This window comes from Alteraurantiacibacter aquimixticola, assembly GCF_004965515.1.
GTDB classification, from domain to species: domain Bacteria; phylum Pseudomonadota; class Alphaproteobacteria; order Sphingomonadales; family Sphingomonadaceae; genus Alteraurantiacibacter; species Alteraurantiacibacter aquimixticola.
The window spans coordinates 634,505-656,178 of record NZ_SSHH01000001.1 but is presented as its reverse complement, the minus strand read 5'-3'; the positions used below and the strand labels follow the sequence as shown (position 1 = coordinate 656,178).

At 65.0% G+C, this 21,674-nt stretch carries 18 protein-coding genes and 1 tRNA gene; 8 read left to right on the top strand and 11 right to left on the bottom strand.

Annotation, left to right across the window (positions count from 1 at the left end):
* Positions 1-207: 207 nt before the first annotated feature.
* Together E5222_RS02835 and E5222_RS02830 are read right to left on the bottom strand one after the other, a co-directional pair.
* Positions 208-867 (bottom strand): SdpI family protein, encoded by a 660-nt coding sequence (locus E5222_RS02835; RefSeq protein ID WP_136692199.1) that lies wholly within the window; start codon positions 865-867, stop codon positions 208-210.
* Positions 864-1,166, bottom strand: a complete 303-nt coding sequence (locus tag E5222_RS02830; protein WP_136692198.1) for a metalloregulator ArsR/SmtB family transcription factor — start codon at positions 1,164-1,166, stop codon at positions 864-866. The genes E5222_RS02835 and E5222_RS02830 overlap by 4 nt, the downstream gene beginning before the upstream one ends.
* Positions 1,167-1,242: 76 nt before the next feature.
* Between E5222_RS02830 and E5222_RS02825 the strand changes: the two genes are divergently transcribed.
* A complete protein-coding gene (locus tag E5222_RS02825; protein ID WP_136692197.1) occupies positions 1,243-2,403 on the top strand; it encodes a glycosyltransferase family 4 protein in 1,161 nt (386 codons plus the stop codon).
* Here the strand turns inward: E5222_RS02825 and E5222_RS02820 are convergent.
* Positions 2,395-2,844 carry a hypothetical protein gene (locus E5222_RS02820; RefSeq protein ID WP_136692196.1) on the bottom strand — a complete coding sequence of 150 codons (450 nt, stop codon included), beginning with the start codon at positions 2,842-2,844 and terminating at the stop codon, positions 2,395-2,397. The genes E5222_RS02825 and E5222_RS02820 overlap by 9 nt on opposite strands.
* Before the next feature lie 102 nt (positions 2,845-2,946).
* On the opposite strand from E5222_RS02820, the gene E5222_RS02815 reads away from it, so the two are divergent.
* The 5 genes from E5222_RS02815 (at position 2,947) to E5222_RS02795 (ending at position 8,084) form a co-directional block, all read left to right on the top strand.
* A complete protein-coding gene (locus E5222_RS02815) occupies positions 2,947-4,266 on the top strand; it encodes a replication-associated recombination protein A (RefSeq protein ID WP_136692195.1) in 1,320 nt (439 codons plus the stop codon).
* A complete protein-coding gene (locus E5222_RS02810) occupies positions 4,259-5,128 on the top strand; it encodes a hypothetical protein (RefSeq protein ID WP_136692900.1) in 870 nt (289 codons plus the stop codon). The genes E5222_RS02815 and E5222_RS02810 overlap by 8 nt, the downstream gene beginning before the upstream one ends.
* Before the next feature lie 57 nt (positions 5,129-5,185).
* Positions 5,186-5,261 (top strand) — tRNA-Thr (locus E5222_RS02805).
* 160 nt (positions 5,262-5,421) lie between these two features.
* The gene (locus tag E5222_RS02800) at positions 5,422-6,816 is read left to right on the top strand and encodes a M20/M25/M40 family metallo-hydrolase (protein WP_136692899.1); all 1,395 of its coding nucleotides are present in this window, start codon (positions 5,422-5,424) and stop codon (positions 6,814-6,816) included.
* Positions 6,813-8,084 carry a metal-dependent hydrolase family protein gene (locus E5222_RS02795; RefSeq protein WP_136692194.1) on the top strand — a complete coding sequence of 424 codons (1,272 nt, stop codon included), beginning with the start codon at positions 6,813-6,815 and terminating at the stop codon, positions 8,082-8,084. The genes E5222_RS02800 and E5222_RS02795 overlap by 4 nt, the downstream gene beginning before the upstream one ends.
* 76 nt (positions 8,085-8,160) lie before the next feature.
* Here E5222_RS02795 and E5222_RS02790 read toward each other — a convergent pair whose 3' ends face one another.
* The 3 genes from E5222_RS02790 to E5222_RS02780 form a co-directional block, all read right to left on the bottom strand.
* Entirely contained in the window at positions 8,161-8,622 is a 462-nt protein-coding gene (locus tag E5222_RS02790; protein WP_136692193.1) for a GNAT family N-acetyltransferase, read from the bottom strand.
* Positions 8,623-8,731: 109 nt separating this feature from the next.
* Positions 8,732-10,339 (bottom strand): phytoene desaturase family protein, encoded by a 1,608-nt coding sequence (locus tag E5222_RS02785; RefSeq protein ID WP_136692192.1) that lies wholly within the window; start codon positions 10,337-10,339, stop codon positions 8,732-8,734.
* Complete coding sequence (locus E5222_RS02780; protein WP_136692191.1) at positions 10,336-11,514, bottom strand: aromatic ring-hydroxylating oxygenase subunit alpha; 1,179 nt, start codon at positions 11,512-11,514, stop codon at positions 10,336-10,338. Before E5222_RS02780 ends, E5222_RS02785 begins: the two co-directional genes overlap by 4 nt.
* Before the next feature lie 36 nt (positions 11,515-11,550).
* Between E5222_RS02780 and E5222_RS02775 the strand changes: the two genes are divergently transcribed.
* Positions 11,551-12,150, top strand: a complete 600-nt coding sequence (locus tag E5222_RS02775) for a TetR family transcriptional regulator C-terminal domain-containing protein (RefSeq protein WP_136692190.1) — start codon at positions 11,551-11,553, stop codon at positions 12,148-12,150.
* Here the strand turns inward: E5222_RS02775 and E5222_RS02770 are convergent.
* The 5 genes from E5222_RS02770 to E5222_RS02750 form a co-directional block, all read right to left on the bottom strand.
* Complete coding sequence (locus tag E5222_RS02770) at positions 12,130-13,437, bottom strand: amino acid permease (protein WP_281276731.1); 1,308 nt, start codon at positions 13,435-13,437, stop codon at positions 12,130-12,132. The two genes, E5222_RS02775 and E5222_RS02770, sit on opposite strands and share 21 nt — an antisense overlap.
* A gap of 3 nt (positions 13,438-13,440) precedes the next feature.
* Complete coding sequence (locus E5222_RS02765; protein ID WP_136692189.1) at positions 13,441-15,834, bottom strand: TonB-dependent receptor; 2,394 nt, start codon at positions 15,832-15,834, stop codon at positions 13,441-13,443.
* Positions 15,835-15,972: 138 nt separating this feature from the next.
* Positions 15,973-17,772 (bottom strand): tetratricopeptide repeat-containing sulfotransferase family protein, encoded by a 1,800-nt coding sequence (locus E5222_RS02760; RefSeq protein WP_136692188.1) that lies wholly within the window; start codon positions 17,770-17,772, stop codon positions 15,973-15,975.
* Between the two features lie 151 nt (positions 17,773-17,923).
* Positions 17,924-19,471 (bottom strand): alkaline phosphatase D family protein, encoded by a 1,548-nt coding sequence (locus tag E5222_RS02755; protein ID WP_246021517.1) that lies wholly within the window; start codon positions 19,469-19,471, stop codon positions 17,924-17,926.
* 89 nt (positions 19,472-19,560) lie between these two features.
* Positions 19,561-20,223: a queuosine precursor transporter gene (locus tag E5222_RS02750; protein ID WP_136692186.1), complete on the bottom strand. Its 663-nt coding sequence runs from the start codon at positions 20,221-20,223 to the stop codon at positions 19,561-19,563.
* 119 nt (positions 20,224-20,342) lie between these two features.
* On the opposite strand from E5222_RS02750, the gene E5222_RS02745 reads away from it, so the two are divergent.
* A complete protein-coding gene (locus E5222_RS02745) occupies positions 20,343-21,671 on the top strand; it encodes a NupC/NupG family nucleoside CNT transporter (RefSeq protein WP_136692185.1) in 1,329 nt (442 codons plus the stop codon).
* Positions 21,672-21,674 lie beyond the last annotated feature (3 nt).

Genomic DNA, 21,674 nt, shown 5'->3' with positions numbered 1-21,674 from the left:
CACAACTTTCCTACAGCGTGCCGGTCGTGCCTCTTTGCGGGCATGACCAGTCACGCATCCTGTTCCAACGCGGCGTTTTCCTTTTCGCGACGTGTCAACTTCGCATTTTTATATGCAAGTGCACGGAATAATTGGTGTTTTTCCGCGAAAGCCAGGGTGACATACTGTCAACTTCGTCAATTTCGCCACACCGCGCGGAGTGACGGCTCAGGCCGCACCCTGCTTCTGTCGCCACAGCCACCAGCTATAGGCGATCGGGATACCCGCCGCGACGAATACCGCGGTAAGCATCACGATGGCGGTCGCCTCGGGAGAGATCGGCAGCAGCGCCGCCACCACGATGGCTGCGCCAGCCAACATCATGAGCTTGCCGCCCAGCCGATGCGTCGCCACCCAGATATCGGTGTCGGTGATCGTCCATGGTGTGCGGATGCCGACGAAGAAGCCGGGACGGCTCTTGGGCAGGGCATTGCCGACCAGTATCAGCAAGGCGCCACTGCCGAGCATGATGGCATTGACCGGCAGGGTGATGCCGAAGGCGGGCAGGCCGATCACCGCCTCGATCAGCACCATCAGTCCGATCAAGCCGATCCAGCTGACGCGCAGTACCGGGGCGGAGCCTTCCAGCTTCTCCTGCAGCGGCTCCATGAAGGGGATGGCGGCAAAGAGCAGCGCGATCAGCACCAGCAGGCCCGCCGGGAACAGCAGCGCCTGTAGCGCGGGGGCGAACTGGTCGGGCTGGCCCGCCGCATTCCAGTGGATGGGAAGCTGCGCGCCATCGGCCATGCGCGCCTCCGCCACGAAAGCGAATACCACCATACCCGCTGCCACCAGCAGCGAGACAACCAGCAAATCCCTGACCTTCATGCCACTTCTCCTTCGGAAACATCATCGCCCTGCGCCTCGCCGGAAATCCCCATGCGCCCCATGAAGCCCATCACCGCCTCTTCCAGTGTGGACATGTTCAATGTGTAGACGATCGTCCCGCCCCGGTTTTCGCCCAGGATCAGCCCGGCGGATTTCAGCTTGGCGAAATGGCCCGACATGGTCGGCTTGGAGACCAGGAAATTGTCCGCCAGCTCGCCCGCAGTCTTGCCGCCGCTCTTCAGCAGCTCCAGCACCTGGCGGCGGATCGGATGGGACAAGGCATCGAAAACATCATGCATAGCTATTTAGCTAATACGCTAAATAGCCAAAAGCAAGCTCTTTCACATCCGTGTCAGCTGCCCTAAGGGGTCGCTAATGGAAATGGACGAGCTTCGCGTCGCCCTGTTCAGCGGGAACTACAACTACGTTCGCGATGGTGCGAACCAGGCACTGAACAGGCTGGTTGACTATCTGCTGCGGCAAGGCGCGCGCGTGCGCGTATATTCGCCGAAGGTGGAGGAACCCGCCTTCGAATGCGCGGGCGAGCTGATCGGCCTGCCCAATTTGCCGATTCCCGGCCGCGGCGAATATCGCCTGCCGCTGGCGCTCTCTGCAGAGGTGAAGCAGGACCTGGCAAAATTCGTGCCGAATATCGTGCATGTCGCCTCCCCCGATATCGCCGGCCATCGCGCGGTGACCTGGGCGAAGGAACGCGAGGTGCCGATCCTCGCCTCCGTCCATACGCGGTTCGAGACTTATCCCCGCTACTACGGCATGGCCTTCCTCGAGCCCGTGGCGGTCGCGCTACTGCGCCGCTTCTACCAGCGCTGCGACGCGCTTGTCGCCCCGTCGGAGAGCATGGCGGCCGTGCTGCGCGAGCAGGGGATGAATGACGATATCTCCATCTGGTCGCGCGGCGTGGACCGCGAGATCTTCGATCCCTCGCGCCGCGACCTTGCATGGCGGCGCGAGCTGGGGATTGCCGATGACGAGGTGGCGGTGGGCTTCCTCGGAAGGCTGGTGATGGAAAAGGGGCTGGACGTCTTTTCGGAGACGATCGCCGAACTGCGCAAGCGCGACGTCAAACACAAGGTGCTGGTGGTGGGCGAAGGCCCCGCGCATGAGTTCTTCTCCCAGAACGTGCCCGATGCCGTTTTCGCCGGGTTCCAGCGCGGGGCGGATTTGGGCCGCGCCGTCGCTTGCATGGACATGCTGCTCAACCCCTCGGTTACCGAGACGTTCGGCAATGTTACTCTCGAAGCCATGGCCTGCGGCATCCCGGTCGTCGCCGCGCGCGCCACGGGCAGCACCAGCCTTGTGGCCGATGGCGAGACCGGACGGCTGGTCGAACCCGGCCGGATCGGCGACTTTGCCGATGTGGTGGAGGCCTATTGCCGCAACGACGCCCTGCGCAAGGAACATGGCGCGGCGGGCGAATTGCGCAGCCGCGATTACTCATGGGATGCGATCAATTCGGCGGTGGCAGAGGCCTATATCCGCCTCGTCACCGCCAATGAGGAAGCCGTTTCAGCGTAGCACGCCGCGGCGGACCATCGCGCGGGCATAGAGCGTCAGCGAGATCATGATTGCCACCACGACGGCCACTGCCACGGTGGTTGCGGTAGTGTCGGTCATCCCCGGAACCGGGTTCGACATAGCCCACGCGTTGGAGACCGCCATGCCCGCCAGCGACACGACGAAAACCGGATAGGCGAAGCGGTTGCGCAGCAGGATCAGCACCGACCCCGCGACAGCTAACCACACACCGATGGCCCAAGCGACATCGACCCAGACCGGGAAGCTGGAGAAATAGGCAACGGCAACTTCGGCAGGAATGCCATAGGGTTCCACTGCGGCTTCCATATAGGCCAGATTGCCCGTCTGCGACATGATGTAGTCATAGGCCCCGAAGGCCGTGAACAGCAGCGCCAGCACGCCGACCACCCAGATATGCCATGGTGCCTTGTCCGTCCTCATCCCCTCATTCATCGCCAAAACTCCCCTTATGACCCGCCAAGAAGAATGCGCCTTCGCTCTGCGCTTGGCAATCCACGCCCTTCCCCCCTATCTGCTGGGGCGATGAGCGACCTTTTTGCCGATGATCCCGCGCAGCCCGCTGCAAGCGATGAACCAGCCGCCGATGCACCGCTGGCCGACCGGCTGCGTCCGCGCTCGCTGGAGGAGGTGATCGGGCAGGACCATGTGACCGGACCCGAAGGCGCGATCGGGCGGATGGTGGCGGCCGGAAAGCTCTCCAGCATGGTGCTGTGGGGGCCGCCGGGAACGGGCAAGACCAGCATCGCCCGGCTGCTCGCCGCCGCCGTGGGCATGCGTTACGAGGCAGTGAGCGCGGTGTTCTCGGGCGTTGCCGACCTCAAGAAAGCGTTCGCCGCCGCCGAGACGGCGCGCAAGGCGGGCCAGCGCACCTTGCTGTTCGTGGACGAGATCCACCGCTTCAACCGCGCACAGCAGGACAGCTTCCTGCCCTTCGTCGAGAGCGGCGCGGTGACGCTGGTCGGCGCGACGACCGAGAATCCGAGTTTCGAATTGAACGCCGCCCTGCTCAGCCGCGCACAGGTGCTGATCCTGCACCGGCTCGATGCCGAAGCGCTGGGGCAATTGCTCGACCGGGCGGAGGAGCTGGAAGGTCCCCTCCCCCTCACGCCGGAGGCGAAGGATGCGCTGATCGCGTCGGCCGACGGCGACGGTCGCTTCCTCCTCAACCAGTCCGAAACGCTCTACGCAGCGAACATCCCCGAGCCGCTCGATCCCGCCGCGCTCGGCCAGTTCCTCCAGCGCCGCGTCGCCGTTTACGACAAGGATCGCGAGGGGCATTACAATCTCATTTCGGCCCTGCACAAGGCCGTACGCGGGTCGGACCCGCAGGCGGCGCTCTACTACTTCGCGCGCATGCTGGTGGCGGGAGAGGAGCCGCTCTTCCTCGCCCGGCGGCTGATCCGCATGGCAGTGGAGGATATCGGCATGGCCGATCCGCAAGCGTTGCCGCAATGCGTGGCGGCGAAGGATGCCTACCAGTTCCTCGGCAGCCCTGAGGGCGAGCTGGCGCTGGTGCAGGCCTGCATCTACCTCGCCACCGCGCCCAAATCGAACGCCGCCTACAAGGCGCAGAAGGCCGCGTGGAAGTCAGCCCGGGACACGGGCAGCCTGATGCCGCCGATGAATATCGTCAACGCGCCGACCAAGCTGATGAAGGATGTCGGCTACGGCGCGGGCTACACTTACGACCACGACGCCGAGGAAGGCTTTTCGGGCGACAATTACTGGCCCGAGGAGATGGAACCGCAGAGCTTCTACGACCCCGTCGAGCGCGGCTTCGAGCGAGAGGTGAGGAAGCGGCTTGAATATTGGGACAAGCTTCGCGGCGAACGCATTGGCTGACCATTTCGAGCATTTCGTGGCGATAGACTGGTCGGGCGCAAAAGGCGCGCGGCACAAGAGCATCGCCATCGCCGTGGCGCATCGCGAAGGCGGCGCGCCGGTGCTGGCCCGCATGCCCGGCGGCTGGTCTCGCCCCGAAGTGCTGGCGCTGCTGACGGAGGAACTGCCTGCGAACAGCCTCGTCGGCCTCGACCTCGGCATATCGCTGCCCTTTGCCGACCAGGGCGCCTTCTTTCCCGGCTGGGAGGAGAGCCCGCCCGACGCCCGCTCGCTCTGGGCCATGATCGATACTTTGTGCGAGCAGGATGAGTACCTTGGCGCTGGCAGCTTCGTCGACCATCGCATCGCCTCACGCTACTTCCGGCGGCATGGCGGGCGCGAGGGGGAGCACTTCGGGGGCGGCCGCGGGCGCTTTCGCGTCACCGAATTCGCGCAGCAGGAACAGGGCTGCAAACCCTATTCGAACTTCAACCTCGTCGGCGCGGCGCAGGTCGGCAAGTCGAGCCTGACGGGCATGCGTGTTCTGCATGGGCTGGAAGGCCGCGTCCCCGTATGGCCGATCGATCCCCTGCCCGCCGGCGGATCGGTGATCGTCGAGATATACACGGCGCTTGCTGCCATCGCCGCCGGACGCAGCGCCTCGCGCGCCAAGATTCGCAGCGGCGAGGAGCTGGACACCGCCCTCACCCATCTCGGCAGCGCGCCGACGGGCCTTTCCGGTCCGATGGACGACCATTCCGCCGATGCGCTGGTGACCGCCGCCTGGCTGCGCGCCAACGCGCACCGGCCGGAGCTGTGGACACCGCAAGGCATGACGAGCGAAATTGCCCGAACAGAGGGCTGGACCTTCGGCGTGGTTTGAGCCAAAGGGCCATTCCCTCCTGCCCGCAAGCAGCAGCGGCAGGGCAAGACATGGTACGCCGGCTTAGCTCAGTTGGTAGAGCAGTTGATTTGTAATCATCAGGTCGCGGGTTCGACTCCTGCAGCCGGCACCATTTCCCGCTTTTGAAACAGCCGGTGCCGCATGCTGCGAACCGACGGGCCGCTTGGCCCCCGCGCGTTCGCCTTTCCACAGTGGTTTCGATTGTCTCCTGCGAATGACTGGCATAGCCTGCGACGCAAACCGACAGACAAGGGGGTCAGCACTTGCGTTCAATGATTTGCCTGGCAGGGCTGCTGGCAACGGTATCCGCATCTCCCGCCATTGCCCAAGCGCGCGATTTCACTTCGCAGGAACAGCGTGTCGTAGACCTCACCAGCGCGGCGATCTCCTTGCGCTCGGTCCGCGGCGAGGGGAACGAGACCGGCAAGGTCGCCGAACTGTTCCGCGATGCGCTGCTCTATGCAGGCTGGAGCGCGGACGAGATCGAGATCGTCCCGGTCGACGACACCGCCTATTTCATCGCCACCTGGCAGGGCCGCGACGCGTCGCTCGGCCCGATCGTGCTCTCTGCGCATATGGACGTGGTGGAAGCCAAGCCCGAGGATTGGGAGCGCGATCCCTTCACGCCCGTGCTGGCGGATGGCTACCTCTTCGGGCGCGGCGCGAGCGATACCAAGTTCGATGCCGTGCAGGCCATGGTCGCCGTGATGGAGCTGCGCCAAGCGAACTTCGTGCCGGAACGCAGCATCGTGCTGGCTTTCTCGGGCGACGAGGAGACCACGATGATCACCTCCGCCATGATCGCAGAGCGGCTGCGCGATGCGCAGTTGGTGCTGAACGTCGACGGAGCATCGGGCACGCTGGATGAAGAAACGGGCGAACCCAGCTACTGGAGCTGGCAGGGTGCCGAAAAGACCTATGCCGATTTCGAGCTGGAAGTGACCAATCCCGGCGGCCACAGCTCCGCCCCGCGCGACGACAATGCCATCGTCCAGCTCTCCGCCGCACTCGCCCGCATCGGCGCCCATCGCTTCACGCCCGAGCTGAACGACATCACGCGCGACTATTTCACCAAAGCAGCGCAGTTCGAATCCGACCCGCTGCTGGCCGCCGCCATGCGCGCCTTCGCCGCCGATCCCGCCGACAAGGCGGCCGTCGCCGTGCTGCGCGGCAATCCTGCCTATATCGGCCGGATCGGGACCACCTGCGTGCCGACACAGGTCGAGGCGGGCCATGCGCTCAACGCGCTGCCGCAGCGCGCGACCGCCTATGTCAATTGCCGCATCTTCCCCGGCCACCCGAAGGAAGAGATCATGGCCGAGCTTTCCCGCGTGGCGGACGAGCCGGCGATGACCATACGCGAGATCAATCCCGAATATGTCGTCGCCGCCCCCGCCTCGCCCTATGATGCGGAATTTGTCGGCGCGGTGACGCGGGCGATCCACGCCGCCTTCGGCGAGGTGCCTGTTCTCGCCTCCCAGTCATCGGGCGCATCGGATTCGATGTGGTACCGCGCGCTGGGCGTGCCGAGCTACGGGGCGAGCGGAACATTCATGCGCGAGAGCGACGAATATGCGCACGGCCTCAACGAACGTGTGCCGCTCGCCAATATCGGCCGCAGCCTCGAATATTACCGCGTGCTCCTGACCGAGCTGGCTTCGCAGTGAGGACAGTCTTTGCCGCCACCGCCCTGCTGGCGCTGTCCGTGCCGGCGCAGGGGCAATCGCTCTATGTCGAAGCGGGACAGCTGCTCGATGTGACAAGCGGGGAGATGCTTTCCGGCCAGTGCATCCTGACAGAGGGCGAGCGCATCGCATCTGTCGGTCCGTGCGGGGATGTGCCGGAAGGCGCGCAGCAGCTGGACTGGTCGGCCTATACCGTGCTGCCCGGGCTGATCGACCTGCACACGCATTTGTCCGACACGGGCAGCAGCGCTGACTTGTCCGACCCGCTTACCACCTCGCCGGTCGATACCGTACTGATCGGCGCGCGCAATGCGCGGGTCACGCTGGAGGCGGGCTTCACCACCGTGCGCGACGTCGGCACCTATCGCGGGTTGACCGACGTGGCGCTGCGCAATGCGATCGACCGCGGGCTGGTGCCGGGACCGCGCATGTTCGTGGCCGGCGCCTATCTCACCCATCCGGGCGGCGGTGGCGAGCTGAATGGCGTGGTGCCGAATGACGAGCTTCCCGCCGACATGCGCCTGGGCGTGCTGACCAGTCCGGAAGAGGCGGCGGAGAAGGCCGGGTACCTGTTCGATCACGGCGTCGATTTCCTCAAGCTGATCGGCACCGGCGCGGTCCTTGCGATCGGCACCGAACCGGGCGAACCCGAACTGACCGAGGGTGAAATGCGCGCAGCGGTGGAAGTGGCGGAGGCGCACGGCTCCTACGCCACCGCCCATGCCCATGGGGCGCAAGGCATCAAGAACGCCATCCGTGCGGGCGTGCGCAGCATCGAACACGCCAGCCTGATCGACGAAGAAGGCCTGCTGATGGCCCGTGACAATGGCGTGTGGCTGGTGATGGACGTCTTCAACGGCGACTATATCGACGAGGTCGGCACGGCGGAGGGCTGGCCCGAGGAGTATCTGCGCAAGAACCGCGAGACCACGCAGGTCCAGCGCGACAATTTCCGCCGCGCGGTGGAACTGGGCGTGCCGCTCGCTTTCGGCAGCGATGCGGGCGTGTTTCCCCATGGCATCAATGCGCGCCAGTTCGGCTACATGATCGCGAACGGCATGACCCCGCTACAGGCGATCCGTGCGGCGACGGTGAATGCGGCTGAGGTGATCGGGCATGGCGAGGAGCTGGGCGCGATTGCACCCGGCTACTTCGCGGACATGATCGCGGTGGCGGGTGATCCGCTGGTAGACGTGACGGTGCTGGAGAGCGTCGCCGGTGTTGTGAAGAGTGGTTCGGAGATTCGCTAAGGCGCTTTAGTCCGCACAAGGGTGGTTTTGCGACAGTCCGCTTTTGGCCGCGCTGACCGGTCAACTGCCAAACGGGCTAAAGGCGGAGACCGAGAAAGGAAGCTCCAGGAACTGGATTGAAAGATACCGGCTCGGCTTCGGTAAAGTTGAAGGCACTGTAGAGTTTCCGGGCGGTGACGGATTTGGCCTGCACGTCGAGCCGCATTTCTTGGTAGCCCATGGATCGTGCCTCAGCGATCAATCGTTGGACAAGTTTACGACCTAGTTCATTGCCACGCGCATTGGGGCGAACATAGAGCCGCTTCATCTCGCAGATATCCGCCGTGACCTTTCTCAATGCAACGCAGCCATCAACGTCACCGCCTCGTTCCGCCAATAACACGCATCCATCGGGCGGCGCATACTTGACCGGCAGATTCTCGAACTCGGCATCATTGCCCTGATAGTCCAAGTTGACCGGCGAATTGGCGATAAACTCGCGCCAGATTTCCAGCACCGAAGCCGTGTCGTGCGGGAAGACTGCCTGCCTGATCGCCATCGCGGCATTCTACCCAAATCGTCAGCCTGGGTGAAGTTTCGGATGTCGGCTTTCAGGAAGTCTCCAAAGGCGAGGCTAGGTCGGCCCCCGGATCGAAAGCGGACGCCCGCTAAACCCCGATAAACCGCCCCCACTTCCCCCCATCCGCAATCACCTCGCGTGCGCAATTGTGCCCCGGTGCGCCGGTCACGCCGCCGCCGGGATGCGTACCTGCGCCGCACATATAGAGGCCCTTCACCGGCCCGCGATAGGCGCCGTTACCGAGGACGGGGCGCGCCGACCAGAGCTGGTCCAGGCTCATATGGCCATGCATGATGTCACCGCCGACGAGGCCGAATTTGTCGAACAGGCCCTTGGGGCTGAGCACCTGCCGCCCAAGGATCGAGGCGCGGAAGCCAGGGGCGTGTTTCTCCACCGTGTCGATGATCGTGTCGGCCGCCGCGTCTTCCTCATCATCCCAATTGCGGCCGTCCGGCAGTTCGGGAGCGAATTGCTGGCAGAACAGGCTGGCGACGTGCTGGCCTTGCGGAGCGAGGCTGTCATCCACCGTGCTGGGGATCAGCATCTCGACGATCGGCGCCTTGGACCAGCCATGCGCCTTCGCATCGAGGAAGGCCTTGTCCATGTAATCGAGCGTGGGGGCGATGATGATGCCGCTCTGGTGGTGTTCGCCCGGTTCGGGGAGCGCGGTGAAGCGCGGCAGTTCGGACAGCGCGACATTCATGCGGAACGTGCCGCCGCCCGCCTTGAAACCACGCATGCGGCGGCGGAAATCCTCTGGCTGGTGCGTTTCGTCGAGCATCTTGCCGTAGAGCAGCTTGGGCCCGACATTGGCGATCACGCGTTTGGCGGCAATCTCCTCGCCGCTTTCGAGTTTCACGCCGGCCACCGTGTCGCCATCGACCAGCACTTGCGAAACCGGACTTTCGAGGCTGATTTCGACGCCCGCCTCCTGGCAGACCCTGGCCATGATCTGGGTGATCGTGCCCATGCCGCCCACACTGTGGCCCCAGGCGCCCTTCTTGCCGTTCACCTCACCAAAGACGTGGTGCAGCAGGACGTAGGCGCTGCCCGGCGTATCGGGCGATGCGTAATTGCCGACCACCGCGTCAAAGCCGAATGCGGCTTTGACCGCCTCGCTTTCGAACCAGCTGCCAAGGAAGCTGGTGGCGGATTTGGTGAAGAGGTCGAGGATGTCGCGCTTGGCTTCGAGGCCGAGCCTGGCCATGCCCCAGCCCTGCGCCGCGCCAGCGATCAGCGTCCGCAACCCCTCGCCGACATTGGGCGGGGATTTGAGCGCGAGGTCGCGCAGAACTTCGGCCACGCCTTCCAGCGCATCGTAATAGGCGGGCAGCACTTCGGCATCGCGGATGGAGAACTTGCGGAATTCGACCTGCGTGCGCTCCAGCCCGCCGCCGAGCTTGAGGTAGCCCCCATCCTCCTGCGGCAGGAAGTTGGAGATCGGCCGCTCGATCACGCGGTAGCCGTGATCGTGCAGTTTCATGTCGGCGATAACCTTGGGCTGCAGCAGGCTGACAGTGTAGCTCGCCACCGAATTGCGGAAGCCGGGATGGAACTCTTCGGTCACCGCCGCCCCGCCGACCACGTCGCGCCGCTCGACGATGCGCACTTTCAGCCCGGCGCGTGCGAGATAGAAGGCGCAGGTGAGGCCGTTATGGCCCGCCCCGATGATGACGGCGTCGTATTTGCTGCTCATGCGCGGCTCCATCCGGCGGCGGGTTGGTTCTCAAGGCGGGCTGCGGGGATCAGATCCCGCATCCGCTGGCAGAAATGCTTCAGGCACACTTCCTTGTCGGACAGCGGCCCCATGGAGAAGCTGCGGCTCTCCATGCCTTGCTGCACACGGTTGATGAGGGCGGTATCCTCCGCATTGACCTGCCGGTTGATGCGCCAGTTGAGATAGCGCGCAGCGCGCATTTCCCGACGCCATTTGTAGTCAGGGGCATCGGGCAGGACATAGCTGATCTCGCGGATCAGGCATTCGGTCGGGCTGACCGGCAGCCACTGCATGAAATCGACCTGGTCGGGATAAATGTCGAAGGCGACATTGGGCCACAGCTTGAAATAGAGCCAGAAGCGCTGGCGCTCCTCGGGCAGGTGCGGCACCGGGGGAAGCAGGCGCTGGTAGAGCCGTTCGGACCAGTTGTCCGACGGCCGGTCCACCAGCGCGCCCCACATGCGATCGACATTCTCCTCCGCCTCCACGCCATAGCCCTTGCCGAACAGGCGGGTGAGGCCGGGATGGGCAACGGGGATGTGCAGCCCGTCGGAATAATTGTCGCCCACATTCTTCCAGTTGACCGCGCGCGGGCGCAGCGTGACGCGGCCCAGCGCCTTAAGGTCCTCGAAGCGATAGGGGGCGACCATCGCTTCATAAGGCGCCATCATCTCGGCGACCGTGGGGCCTTCGCCCGTCAGCCGCACGAAGACGAAGCCGCGCCAGACCTCCATCGCCACCGGGGCGAGGCCGGATTTCTCCTTGTCGAGCGTCGGGTAGCTGGCGCTGTCGGGAACGCCGGTCAGCCTCCCATCCAGCTCGTAAGTCCAGGCGTGATAGGGGCAGACCAGTTTGCGCGCGCAGCCACTCGCCCCGTCGACGATGCGCGATCCGCGGTGGCGGCAGACATTGGTGAAGGCGCGCAGCACGTCCTCGCGCCCCCGCACCACGATCACGCTTTCGCCGATATAGTCGAGCGTATGCCAGTCGCCGGCATTGGGGATATCGCTGACATGGCAGACCACCTGCCAGCTGGGAGCGAAGACGCGCTCCTTCTCCAGCGCGAAGAATTCCGCATCGCGATAGGTCCACGCGGGCAGGCTCCATCCGTCAAGCGGGTCCCGGTCGTGCAGCTGATGGGGCTGTGTTGCCATGAGTCGATCCTTGCTGTACGTTCGTATAACAAGACCATGACAGCCCGGCAAGCCAGCTTCACCCGCGCCGATCCCGACGAACGGCGCCAGAGCCTGATCGCAGCGACCGCCCGCGTGCTGGCGGAACGGGGCGCGGCGGGCGTCTCCGTGCGCACGATTTGCGCCGAGGCAGGCGTCTCGCCCGGCCTGCTGCGACACTATTTCTCCGGCGTGTCCGAAGCGATCGCGGAAACCTATCGCTGGATTGGCGCGACTATCGGCGCAGCGCTGGATGATGCGGTGGAGGCGGCGGGCGATGATCCGCGCGCGCGGCTGCTCGCCTATCTCACCGCCAGTTTCCGCCCGCCCATCGCCTCGCCGGACCTCTTGGCGAGCTATGTCGCCTTCTGGAGCCTCACGCGCAGCGACCCCGCCGTCGCCGGGGTGCGGGCCGATGTCTATGGCGATTTCCGCGCCGGGCTGGAGGAGCGCATCCGTGCGCTGCGCCCGGACATGTCGGATGTGCGCCTGCCCGCCGTCGCGCTCACCGCGCTGATCGACGGGCTGTGGCTGGAGCTCTCGCTCGGCAATGCACCTTTTACGCCGGAAGAGGCGGAAGGACTGGCGGAAAGCTGGCTAGACGCCCTGCTCGGTTGAGCGCGCCTCGCGCCGAACGAGCCACCACAACGGCAGGCCGGCTACCATCAGCGCCAGACTCCATCCGCTCGCTTCCAGGCCTGCGCCCCACAGGGTCCAGATCGCATAGGCCGCGCCCACTATGGCATAGACGCGCGCCACCTTCATCCGCCAAGCCGCCAGCGCACAGGCGAGATAGAGCCACAGCGCCGCCGAGGTGGAGAGCAGCAGCATGAACTCATAGATGCCCTGCATGCTGCGGCTGGCATTGAGCAGCAGGCACACGGTCGCCACCACGCTCGAAGCGATGAGCGCGTTGCGCGGCGTCCCGGCTTCGTCGGTGCGGCCCCACCATGCGGGCAGCATGCGGCGATCGGCCATGTTGCGCGGCATTTCGCCCTGCATCAGCACCCAGCCGTTGATCGCGCCCACGCAGCTGACGATGGCGAAGAGCGATACCAGCGCGGCCGCTCCCGCATTCCAATAGGTTTCCACGAAGGTCGCCAGCGGGGCGGGGGATGCGGCCACCAGCGCCTCGGGCAGCATCAGCGCAACGAAGCTGCACACCAGCAGGTAGATTAGGCCGGTCAGCGCCGTGCCCCACATGGTTGCGCGCGGCACATTGACCTCGGGGTTCTCGACCTTGGCGGCGGCAAGGCTGGCGCATTCGAAGCCGAGCAGGGCAAACAGCGTCAGCGCCGCCGCCCCGCGCAGGTCTACGCCGTTGATCTCGCGCATCTCGAAAGGCCGGATTTCGCCTTCGCCCGTCCCGAGCACCAGCGCCGCGATCACGATGATGGCGATCAGCGGGAGGACTTTCAGCAGCACCGTCACCACCTGGAAATTGCCCGCTGCATGCACGCCGCGCAGGTTGATGAGCGTCATCGCCCATACCAGCGCGATGGCGGAAAGCGCGGGCGCCATGGGCACTTGCCCGATGGCAGGAATGAACATGGATAGATAGCTGACCCCGGCAACGGCGATACTGGCGACGGCGGTCCACACCGACACCCAGTATATCCACGAGACGAGGAAGGCAGGCAATTCGCCAAAGGCCTCCGTCACGAAACCCGCCGGATCACCCGCCAGAGGCCTCGCCTTCGTCAGTGCGGCAAGCACCCAGGCCAGCACCAGCGTCCCGGCGGTGGTCACGAACCAGCCGAGCACGGCGTTCCAGCCGAATGGCGCGAGGCTGGCGGGCAGCAGGAACACGCCCGATCCGATCATGTTGCCCATGACCAGCGCGATGGCAGCAAAAAGGCCGAGCTTGCGGCCCGGCCCTTTCACTTGTGTTGCCACGTCAGGCACGGATCAGAAGTCGAACCCGGCCTTGATCCCGATGACGCGCGGCCGGATCACGTAATCGTAGAACACGCCGCCGGTTCCGCTCAGCCCATCCGGGTCGCCGCAGGTGGTTTCGAGGCACTGCACGCCCGAATTCACCACGCCGCGTTCGTCGAACAAGTTGGTGGCGAAGAGCTCGAACCGCATGCCCTCGTTGCGCACCCCAAGACTGAAGTCTGCCGTGGTATAGGGATCGAAGAAGCCCTTGATCGAATTCTCGTAAGTGCGCACGTCGCTGCGACGCTTGCCGATATGCGCCAGCGCGCCCTGCACATGCGCATCCCAGTCGCCGACCGGGAATTCGTAGCGAGCCACGGCGTTCCCCTTGAACTTGGCGGTGACCGGCAGCTGCGTTCCCGACGGGGCGAGCAGCGCGTTGGTGCGGCCATCGCCCGGATCGAAGGTGCAGTCGAAATCGGGATTGGCGATGCGGCAGAAATCGCGCCGGATTTCCGCATCGTTGTAGCTTCCCGAAAGCGACAGGGTCAGCCCGCCTTCACTGTAGATGAAGTCCGCCTCGATCCCGCGGATGCGGGCGATGCCGGCGTTGCGGATTTCGGTCAGGCCGTTTTCGCCGAGGAAGGACAGCTGGATCTCGTTCCAGTCTTCCTGGTAGATCGCGCCGTTGAAGCGCACCGGACCGAACTGCGTCTTCCAGCCAATCTCGTAATTGTCGAGCGTATCGGAGCCGTAAGGCGGCAAGGTGCCGCGGCGGTTGATGCCGCCCGGACGGAAGCCTTGCGACCAGGTGGCGTAGACCAGCACGTCCGGATTGATCTCATAGGTCGCGTTGAGCTTGAAGATCGCATCGGTGTCCGACGTCGTCTTGTCGAGATTGGTACACGGCGTCCCGTCGACAACGGCCGGACCGAAGCAGGCTGCCTCGCCCGTACGGCTGGAGAAGTTCGCGCTATAGCCGAAGAAGCCCACCAGCGAGTTCTTGTAGTGGTAGAGCCGCGCGCCGCCGGTCAGCGTCAGCTGGTCGGTCAGGTCGTAGCTGATCTCGCCGAAAGCGGCATAGTCGCGGTCGGTGCGATCCTGCCGGGTCAGCCAGACATTGCTGTCGGTCCCGGTGACCACGAACATGTCGGTCAGGCCGTCGATGATATAATGCTGCTCGATCTCATGCCGCTGGCGCTGGGCGAAGACGCCAGCGATCACCCGCAGCGGGTTGTCCTGCGGGCTGCTGATGCGCAGCTCGCCGAACATGCGGCGATAGCGGTCGCCGCCCTCGATATACTGGTTGGGGCTAATCAGGTCGTAATTGTTGTCGTAGAAATAGGCGCCGTAGCCAGCGAGCGCGTCATAGAAATAGGCGTAGTCCGAATAGTCGGAGGCGACCTCATCCTCGCGCCACAGCCCGCCGCCGGTGGCGACCAGGTCCCAATTGCCGATCCGCCCCTCGATGGTCAGTGCGGCCTGCAACCATTTGTCTTCGCTGTATTCAGGATTGTACTGCACCGTCTGCAGGTCGTCATTGACGGCGGTGGAGCGTTCCTGCGCGAAGCTGCCGTCGGTCTTCTGCACCTGGCCCATCACCGTGGGGCGGATGGTCCAGTTGTCATCCAGCTCGATACCCAGCGCAACGCGCGCGCCATAGGTATCGACGTCGTTGTAATCCTCTTCGACGAGGGCGGCATTGTCCTGCTCGATACCCGAAGTCGGATAGGTGCGGCTGCCGGCGATATTGTCGATATAGCCCGCATCGTGGCGATACCAGCCGACCACGCGCAACGCGGCATTCTCGGCCAGCGGCAGGTTGACGAAGCCTTCGGCGGTGCCGCCGATATCGCCATGCGCGACCGAGTTCAGCTCAAGGTCAACCGCGCCATAGGTGGAGCCGTAATCGGGCTGGTTGGTGACCAGCTTGATGGTGCCCGCCATGGAGCTTGCCCCGTAGAGCGTGCCCTGCGGCCCGGCCAGCGCCTCGACCCGGGCGAGGTCATAGGCATGGATGTCGAGCGCGCCCTGGATCGTGGTGATCGGCATTTCATCGAGATAGGTGCCGACCGTGGGCAGCGAGGCCGAGTGGTTCGCATTCTCGCCCGAGGCGACGCCGCGGAAATAGACCTGCGCGAAACCGGGCGCGAAAGACTGGATGGTGACGGAAGGCAGGAACTTCACGACGTCCTGCAGCTCGTTCACCTGCAGCTCGTCGAGCTGTTCAGTGCCGAGCGCGGTGATCGCAATCGGCACATCCTGCAGGTTCTGCGCACGCTTTTGCGCGGTCACGATGATGACCCCATCATCGGATTCCGAGCTGGCTTCCTGGGCCAGAGCCGGATTGGCGACCGAAAGGGCGGTAGTGGCGAGCAAGGCTGCGCCAAGGCGGCAAGTTGCCGGGATATGGGTATTTTTCATGCGTTCCCTCCGGGTTGAAGGTGTCCCTGAGGGATAATCGCCACATTTCAATCTAACTGACAATAGTGTGAGGCCGCCATCACGCGGCGATTGCCATCCGATATGACATTTCTGCCACTTTCCGCGGCCCTCCCCACCCTATGGGGCGCGGCGGGCGTAGGTTTCGGGCAGGTCGCCCAAGGCGGCTTTCAGCGGCCCGAGCCATTCCTCATAGGGCAGCCACTGGTCAACGCCCGAACGGTTGATCGGCTGGCGCACCTGTTCGCTGGAAGCGGTGCGCACCGCGCGGGTGTTGCGGTGGAACTGCAAGCACTCCTCCTCGAAAGGCAGGTCCAGTGCGTCGAGCAGGCGGCGCACCTCCGCTTCGGGCTCGGCCAGCAAATCCTCGTGGATCACGCGATGGATCCGGCCCGGCAGGACACGGTCGTAATGGTCCATCGCCCGCACATAGTCGGCATAATAGCGGCCGATGTCGTCCAACCCGTAAGAGAAGCCCTGCCCCTTGGCGAAGTGCTGGCGGAAATTGGAGAAGCAGCAATCCATCGGGTGGCGGCGGGCATCCACGATCCGCGCATTAGGAAGGATCAGGTGGATGAAGCCGGCATAGCTCCAATTATTGGGCAGCTTGTCGATATAGAAGGGCTTGTCCGTCTTGCGCTGTACCCGCGTGCGATCGAGATATTCTGCACCCAGCTCTGCCAGCCGATGCGGCTCCATCGCCGCTATCGCTGCGGGCCAGTCGCGAAAGTCGCTGCCTGCAGCCCGTGCCTCGCGCATGGCCATGGCGGGAATGTCGGGCAGTTCCATCGTCCCTTCGACCTGCGAATGGCTGGAGAGGATCTGTTCGAGCAGCGTCGACCCGGCGCGCGGCAGGCCGAGGATGAAAACGGGATCGGGGGAGCGATCGCCCTGCCCCTCGCGCTCGGCGAGGAAGGCCGGGGTAAGTATTTCGACCACGCGGTCCACCTGCGCGGCGATGCCGTCCGGATCGTATGCCACCTGCTCGCGGCGAATGGCATTGCCGCTGGCGTAGTGGCGGAAGCTCGGCTCCGCCTGCTTGCGGTCGCCATAGGCCTTGCCGAGCGCAAAGTGCAGGTGCAGCGCATCGTCGGGCGAGACATCGGCCGCGAGCGCGGCTTCCATCGCCGCGATGTCGGTATCGTCGAACTTCACCGTCTTGAGATTGGCCAGGCTCCACCACACTTCGCCAAGATGCGGTTCCACCGTCAGCGCGCGGCGGTAGGCGGCAACGCTCTGCTCAAGCTGCCCGACAGTCTTGAGCATATGGCCATAGCTCATCAGCAGCTTGGCGTGCTCCGGGAAGGATTCCGTCAGTTCGCCATAAAGCCGCAGCGCCTCGTCATAATCGCCGATCCGCCCCAGCGTCGCTGCCATCAGATTGCGGTTTCCGGGATTGACGGGATCGCGCGCCAGCACCTCGTCGAGCACTTCGGCCGCCTCACCATAGCGGTTCTGCTTGTAGAGCACGGTGGCCAGGTTGGCGCGGGCGGCAAGGAAGCCCGGCGCGAGTTCGAGCGCGCGGCGCAGCAAGGTTTCGGAATCCTTCAGGCGGCCGATCCGGGCTGCCAGTTCGGCCATCAGCCTGATCGCTGCAACATCCGTGGGCTGGCCGGACAGTCGACCGCGCAAGCGCTGCTCGGCGGCTGGCAGATCCCCCGCTACCATCGCTGCGGCGATCGTCACCATCTCCGGATCGCGCACCGTAGCGCGAATGGCCGCCATTTCGGCTGCCTCCGCCTCTTCATCCCGGCCCAGCTCGCGCAGCGCTCGTCCGAGCAGGCGATGGGCCCCGGCATTATGGGGATCGCGTGCCGTTGCCGCGCGCAGCTCCGTGACAGCAGCGCGGGGATCGCTCCTGACCAGATCGACGATGCGCGGCGTCCCGGCGGCTGGCGGCGTATCCTCCTTCGTCGTCATGCGGCCCGGCGTAACACGCACTATGGTTTCTGGGTAGTGGGGTGGAAAACAGGCTGGCCAGGTTGGGCACAACCCAAAGACCGCATCAGCGGCAAACCTCAGAATCCCAGTCTTTCCCGCCTACTCTTGGCTTCCTGCAGCCGAATTCCGCCTAGCCCGCCGGCAAGCGCGCGTTCCCCGGTTCCAGCTCGAAGCGGCGTGCCAGCGACGAGGTACCGCCGCGCCTGGTGACGTAATCCATCACCATGAAGTCGGTCGTCCAGCTGCGATGCGTCACATCGCACAGGGCAAAGCCGCGCTGCGCATTGTGCCAGCGCAGTTGCGGGTTTTCCGCCGCAATCGCTTCGGTATCCGACCTGCTGGGCTCGCCATCGCCGCCCGAAGTGATCGAGGTGACGACGAATTCCGCTGCGATGGGCTCATCACCAGTGCTCAGCTCACCTGCGAAGTTCTGGTGCTCGTCCCCGGTCAGCACCACGGTGCGGCCTGCCACATGGCGTTCGATGCCCTCCAGCAGGCGCCGTCGCGGCGCGCCATAGCCGGCCCAGCTGTCGAGGTTCTCGGCCCTGCCCTCACCCGGCAGGCGGTCGAGGTCCATGACCATCACCTGCTGCGCGATCGCCTGCCAGGTGGCGCCACCTTCCGCCAGGCGCGCTTCCAGCCAGTCCTCCTGTGCCGTGCCGAGCATCTGCGCGTCGGCGCGGTTCACACTGTCGCAGGGCACGCCCCACCGATCATCGCAAGACTGGTCGCTGCGATATTGCCGCGTGTCGAGCAGGTTCAGCGCCAGCAGGTCGCCATAGCGCGCCTGCCGGTACATCTGCATGGAAGGGCCCGTCGGCAGCGAGGATGCGCGCAGCGGCATGTGCTCGTAATAGGCCTGCATCGCCATTTGCCGGCGCAGGGCGAAGAATGCGGGCGGGGTACCGTCCTGATCGAACATATCCGCCCAGTTATTGTCGATCTCATGGTCGTCGAAAGTGACGAACCACGGCGCGGCGGCGTGGGCCGCCTGCAGGTCCGGGTCCATCTTGTGCTGTGCATAGCGGCGGCGATAATCGTCAAGCGAGTAGAGCTCATCACCGAAATGCTCGCGCACGCGCTCGACCGGGCCATCCCAGGTCTGGCGCAGCCGCTCGCCGCGATATTCGTAGATGTAGTCGCCATAGCAGAAGACGAAATCGGGCTCTGTCCGGGCCATTTCGCGCCATGCGGTGTAGTAGCCATCCTCGTAACGCTGGCAGCCGCCTACCGCGAAACGCGCCCGGTCAAGGGGCTGGCCGGCGACGGGCGTGGTCATCGCCCTGCCCCTGCCGCTCCGCTCGCTGCCGCAGCTGAACTGGTACCAATAGGGCCGCGCCGGTTCGAGCCCGCCGACTTCGACATGTACCGCATGGCCCAGCTCAGGACGGGCGAGGCTGCTGCCGCTCGCCACCACCTGCCGCATCCCCGGATCGGTGGCAACCTGCCAATCGACCGGCACGGCGGCGGCGGGCATGCCGTGGCCCATTTCCAGCGGATCGGGCGCCAGCCGCGTCCAGATCACGAAGCCATCGGCAGCTGGCTCACCCGAGGCAATGCCCAGCTGGAAGGGATAGCTGGTGAAGAACGGCTGCGCGATCACCGGACGCGCGAGCGAGAGGCCCATCAGCGTCACCGCGCCTGCGCCGAAGCGGCGCAGCAGCTGCCTCCGGCTCAAATCCAGGCGAGCGTTTCTCAGTCTGTCCGACATGCCTTACCTCCATTGCGGCGCACTCGACCCGCAATTTGCCGAGCGAGGTGACGCGTTCAAGACAGTGACGTAACCTCCGGCGCGGGCGCCATCCGCTTGGCCAGCATCACGAAACCCTTGATCAGCAGCGGCACCAGCAGGATCGACAGCACGATCTTGGCAAGCGACTGGCCCAGCAGCAGCTCTGCAATCGGCCGCACGCCGTAAAAGGCGACGGTGATGAAGATGATCGTATCGACCACCTGGCTGATGATCGAGGCGATCGCCCCGCGCAGCGCCACGAAAGGCAGGCCCGCACGCGCCAGGCGGGAGAAGAGGTAGACGTTGAGCGTCATCGACACGCCATAGGCGAGGATGCCCGCCGCCATCAGCCGCCAGCTTTGCGACAGGACGATCGGGAAGGCCTCCTTGGCAGGTTCATACATACCCTCGTCAGTCGGCAGCGCCAGCACGATCCAGGTGAGGCCGATCGCGGTCAGCAGCGGTACGAAACCGAAGCGCACCAGGCGATTGGCGATCGGCTTGCCATAAAGCTCCGCCACCGTGCTCGAGAGCGCGACGAGCATCAGGAAGGGGAAGATACCGGCCTCCACCGCCAGCGGACCGAGGGCCACCTGCTTGGAGCCGAGCACGCCGGCGATGCAGGTCATGCCGCCATAGAGCAGCGAATAGAGGAAGAGAGGGGCGGGGATTGCGGGGGTGGGACTATCGCTTGTCATGCAATCCACTGCTATTGCAGCACGAACGGAAAGGAAAGCGCGCCGGGCATGTTCTGCCCGGCCCCTGTCCAGACCGCGCACGCGACAGTCCGACCGAACGCTTTCACGTGGGAGTTCACTTGCCGCCTTTCCTGATCAATATCGCCGGCATTTTCGTCATCCTTGCCATCGCGTTCCTGCTCTCGACCGGCAAGCGGCGCATCAGCCTGCGCGTGGTCGGCGCGGCTTTCGCGCTTCAGGCGGTGCTGGCGCTGGTCGTCCTGCGCACGCCCTGGGGACGCTCGGGCATCCAGTTCCTGGCCGACGGGGTGAGCGCCCTGCTGTCTTATGCGGATGAGGGGACGCAATTCCTCTTCGGCGCGCCGGAGAACAACCCGCTCTCCGGCACTTTCGCGCTGGGCGCGCTGCCGGTGATCGTCTTCTTCGCCGCGCTGATCTCGGTCTTCTATCACCTCGGCATCATGCAGAAGCTGATCCGCTGGCTGGGCGGCGCGATCGGCTGGGTGACCGGGATCAGCCGGGTCGAGGCTCTGGCCGCGGCGGCGAATATCTTCGTCGGACAGTCCGAAAGCCCGCTGGTCGTGCGCCCCTATCTGGCCAGCCTGCCGCCCTCGCGCCTGTTCACGCTGATGAGCGTGGGCATGGCCGGCGTCGCGGGCACGATCCTGGCCGCCTATGCCGCGCTACTGGGGAACGAGTACCTGCCCTACCTTCTTGCCGCCGCATTCATGTCCGCACCGGGAGGCATCCTGATGGCCAAGATCATCATGCCTGACGACGCCGAGCCTGCCGCGGTGGACGACAATGGCGATCCTATCGCCCTGCCCAAGGTCCGCATTAGCGGCGAAGGTCCCGCTGCGATAACCGAAGCTGGCAGCAAGCCGCATGAAGTGGAAGTGGCAGAAGGGTTCGAAGGCGAAGGCCGCGCCGCCAATGTCATCGAGGCTGCTGCGCAGGGCGCACAGACCGGGCTCAAGCTGGCGGTCTCGGTCGGCGCGATGCTACTCGCCTTCGTGGCGCTGGTCGCGCTGGCCAACGGGCTCCTGGGCTGGGTTGGCGGATGGTTCGGCAATCCGGACCTTTCCTTCCAGCAGGTTCTGGGCCTGATCCTCGCACCGGTCATGCTGCTGCTCGGCATGCCTTGGCAGGAGGCGCAGGTGGCCGGCGGGCTGTTCGGCACCAAGGTGGTACTGAATGAATTCGTCGCTTTCCTCGACCTTCAGGGCCTGGCCGACGGCGCGCTGAGTGAGCGCAGCCGAGCGATCGCGATCTTCACCCTGTGCGGCTTTGCAAACTTCTCGTCCATCGCCATCCAGATGGCGGTGACCGGCGGGCTTGCCCCGAACCAGCGGCCGGTGATCGCGAGACTGGGCCTGCGCGCCCTCGCTGCGGGAACGCTCGCCAATCTGATGAGTGCGGCGCTGGCCGGGCTATTCCTGCCCTACTAGCAA

Coding starts and splice junctions, on each gene's coding strand:
- E5222_RS02790 (WP_136692193.1), bottom strand. CDS start 8,622: ATGGCGATCAGGCAGGCAGTCTTCCCGCACGACACGGCTTCGGTGCTG.
- E5222_RS02760 (WP_136692188.1), bottom strand. CDS start 17,772: ATGACGACGAAGGAGGATACGCCGCCAGCCGCCGGGACGCCGCGCATC.
- E5222_RS02815 (WP_136692195.1), top strand. CDS start 2,947: ATGAGCGACCTTTTTGCCGATGATCCCGCGCAGCCCGCTGCAAGCGAT.
- E5222_RS02835 (WP_136692199.1), bottom strand. CDS start 867: ATGAAGGTCAGGGATTTGCTGGTTGTCTCGCTGCTGGTGGCAGCGGGT.
- E5222_RS02765 (WP_136692189.1), bottom strand. CDS start 15,834: ATGAAAAATACCCATATCCCGGCAACTTGCCGCCTTGGCGCAGCCTTG.
- E5222_RS02775 (WP_136692190.1), top strand. CDS start 11,551: ATGACAGCCCGGCAAGCCAGCTTCACCCGCGCCGATCCCGACGAACGG.
- E5222_RS02825 (WP_136692197.1), top strand. CDS start 1,243: ATGGAAATGGACGAGCTTCGCGTCGCCCTGTTCAGCGGGAACTACAAC.
- E5222_RS02820 (WP_136692196.1), bottom strand. CDS start 2,844: ATGAGGACGGACAAGGCACCATGGCATATCTGGGTGGTCGGCGTGCTG.
- E5222_RS02785 (WP_136692192.1), bottom strand. CDS start 10,339: ATGAGCAGCAAATACGACGCCGTCATCATCGGGGCGGGCCATAACGGC.
- E5222_RS02750 (WP_136692186.1), bottom strand. CDS start 20,223: ATGACAAGCGATAGTCCCACCCCCGCAATCCCCGCCCCTCTCTTCCTC.
- E5222_RS02830 (WP_136692198.1), bottom strand. CDS start 1,166: ATGCATGATGTTTTCGATGCCTTGTCCCATCCGATCCGCCGCCAGGTG.
- E5222_RS02800 (WP_136692899.1), top strand. CDS start 5,422: ATGATTTGCCTGGCAGGGCTGCTGGCAACGGTATCCGCATCTCCCGCC.
- E5222_RS02780 (WP_136692191.1), bottom strand. CDS start 11,514: ATGGCAACACAGCCCCATCAGCTGCACGACCGGGACCCGCTTGACGGA.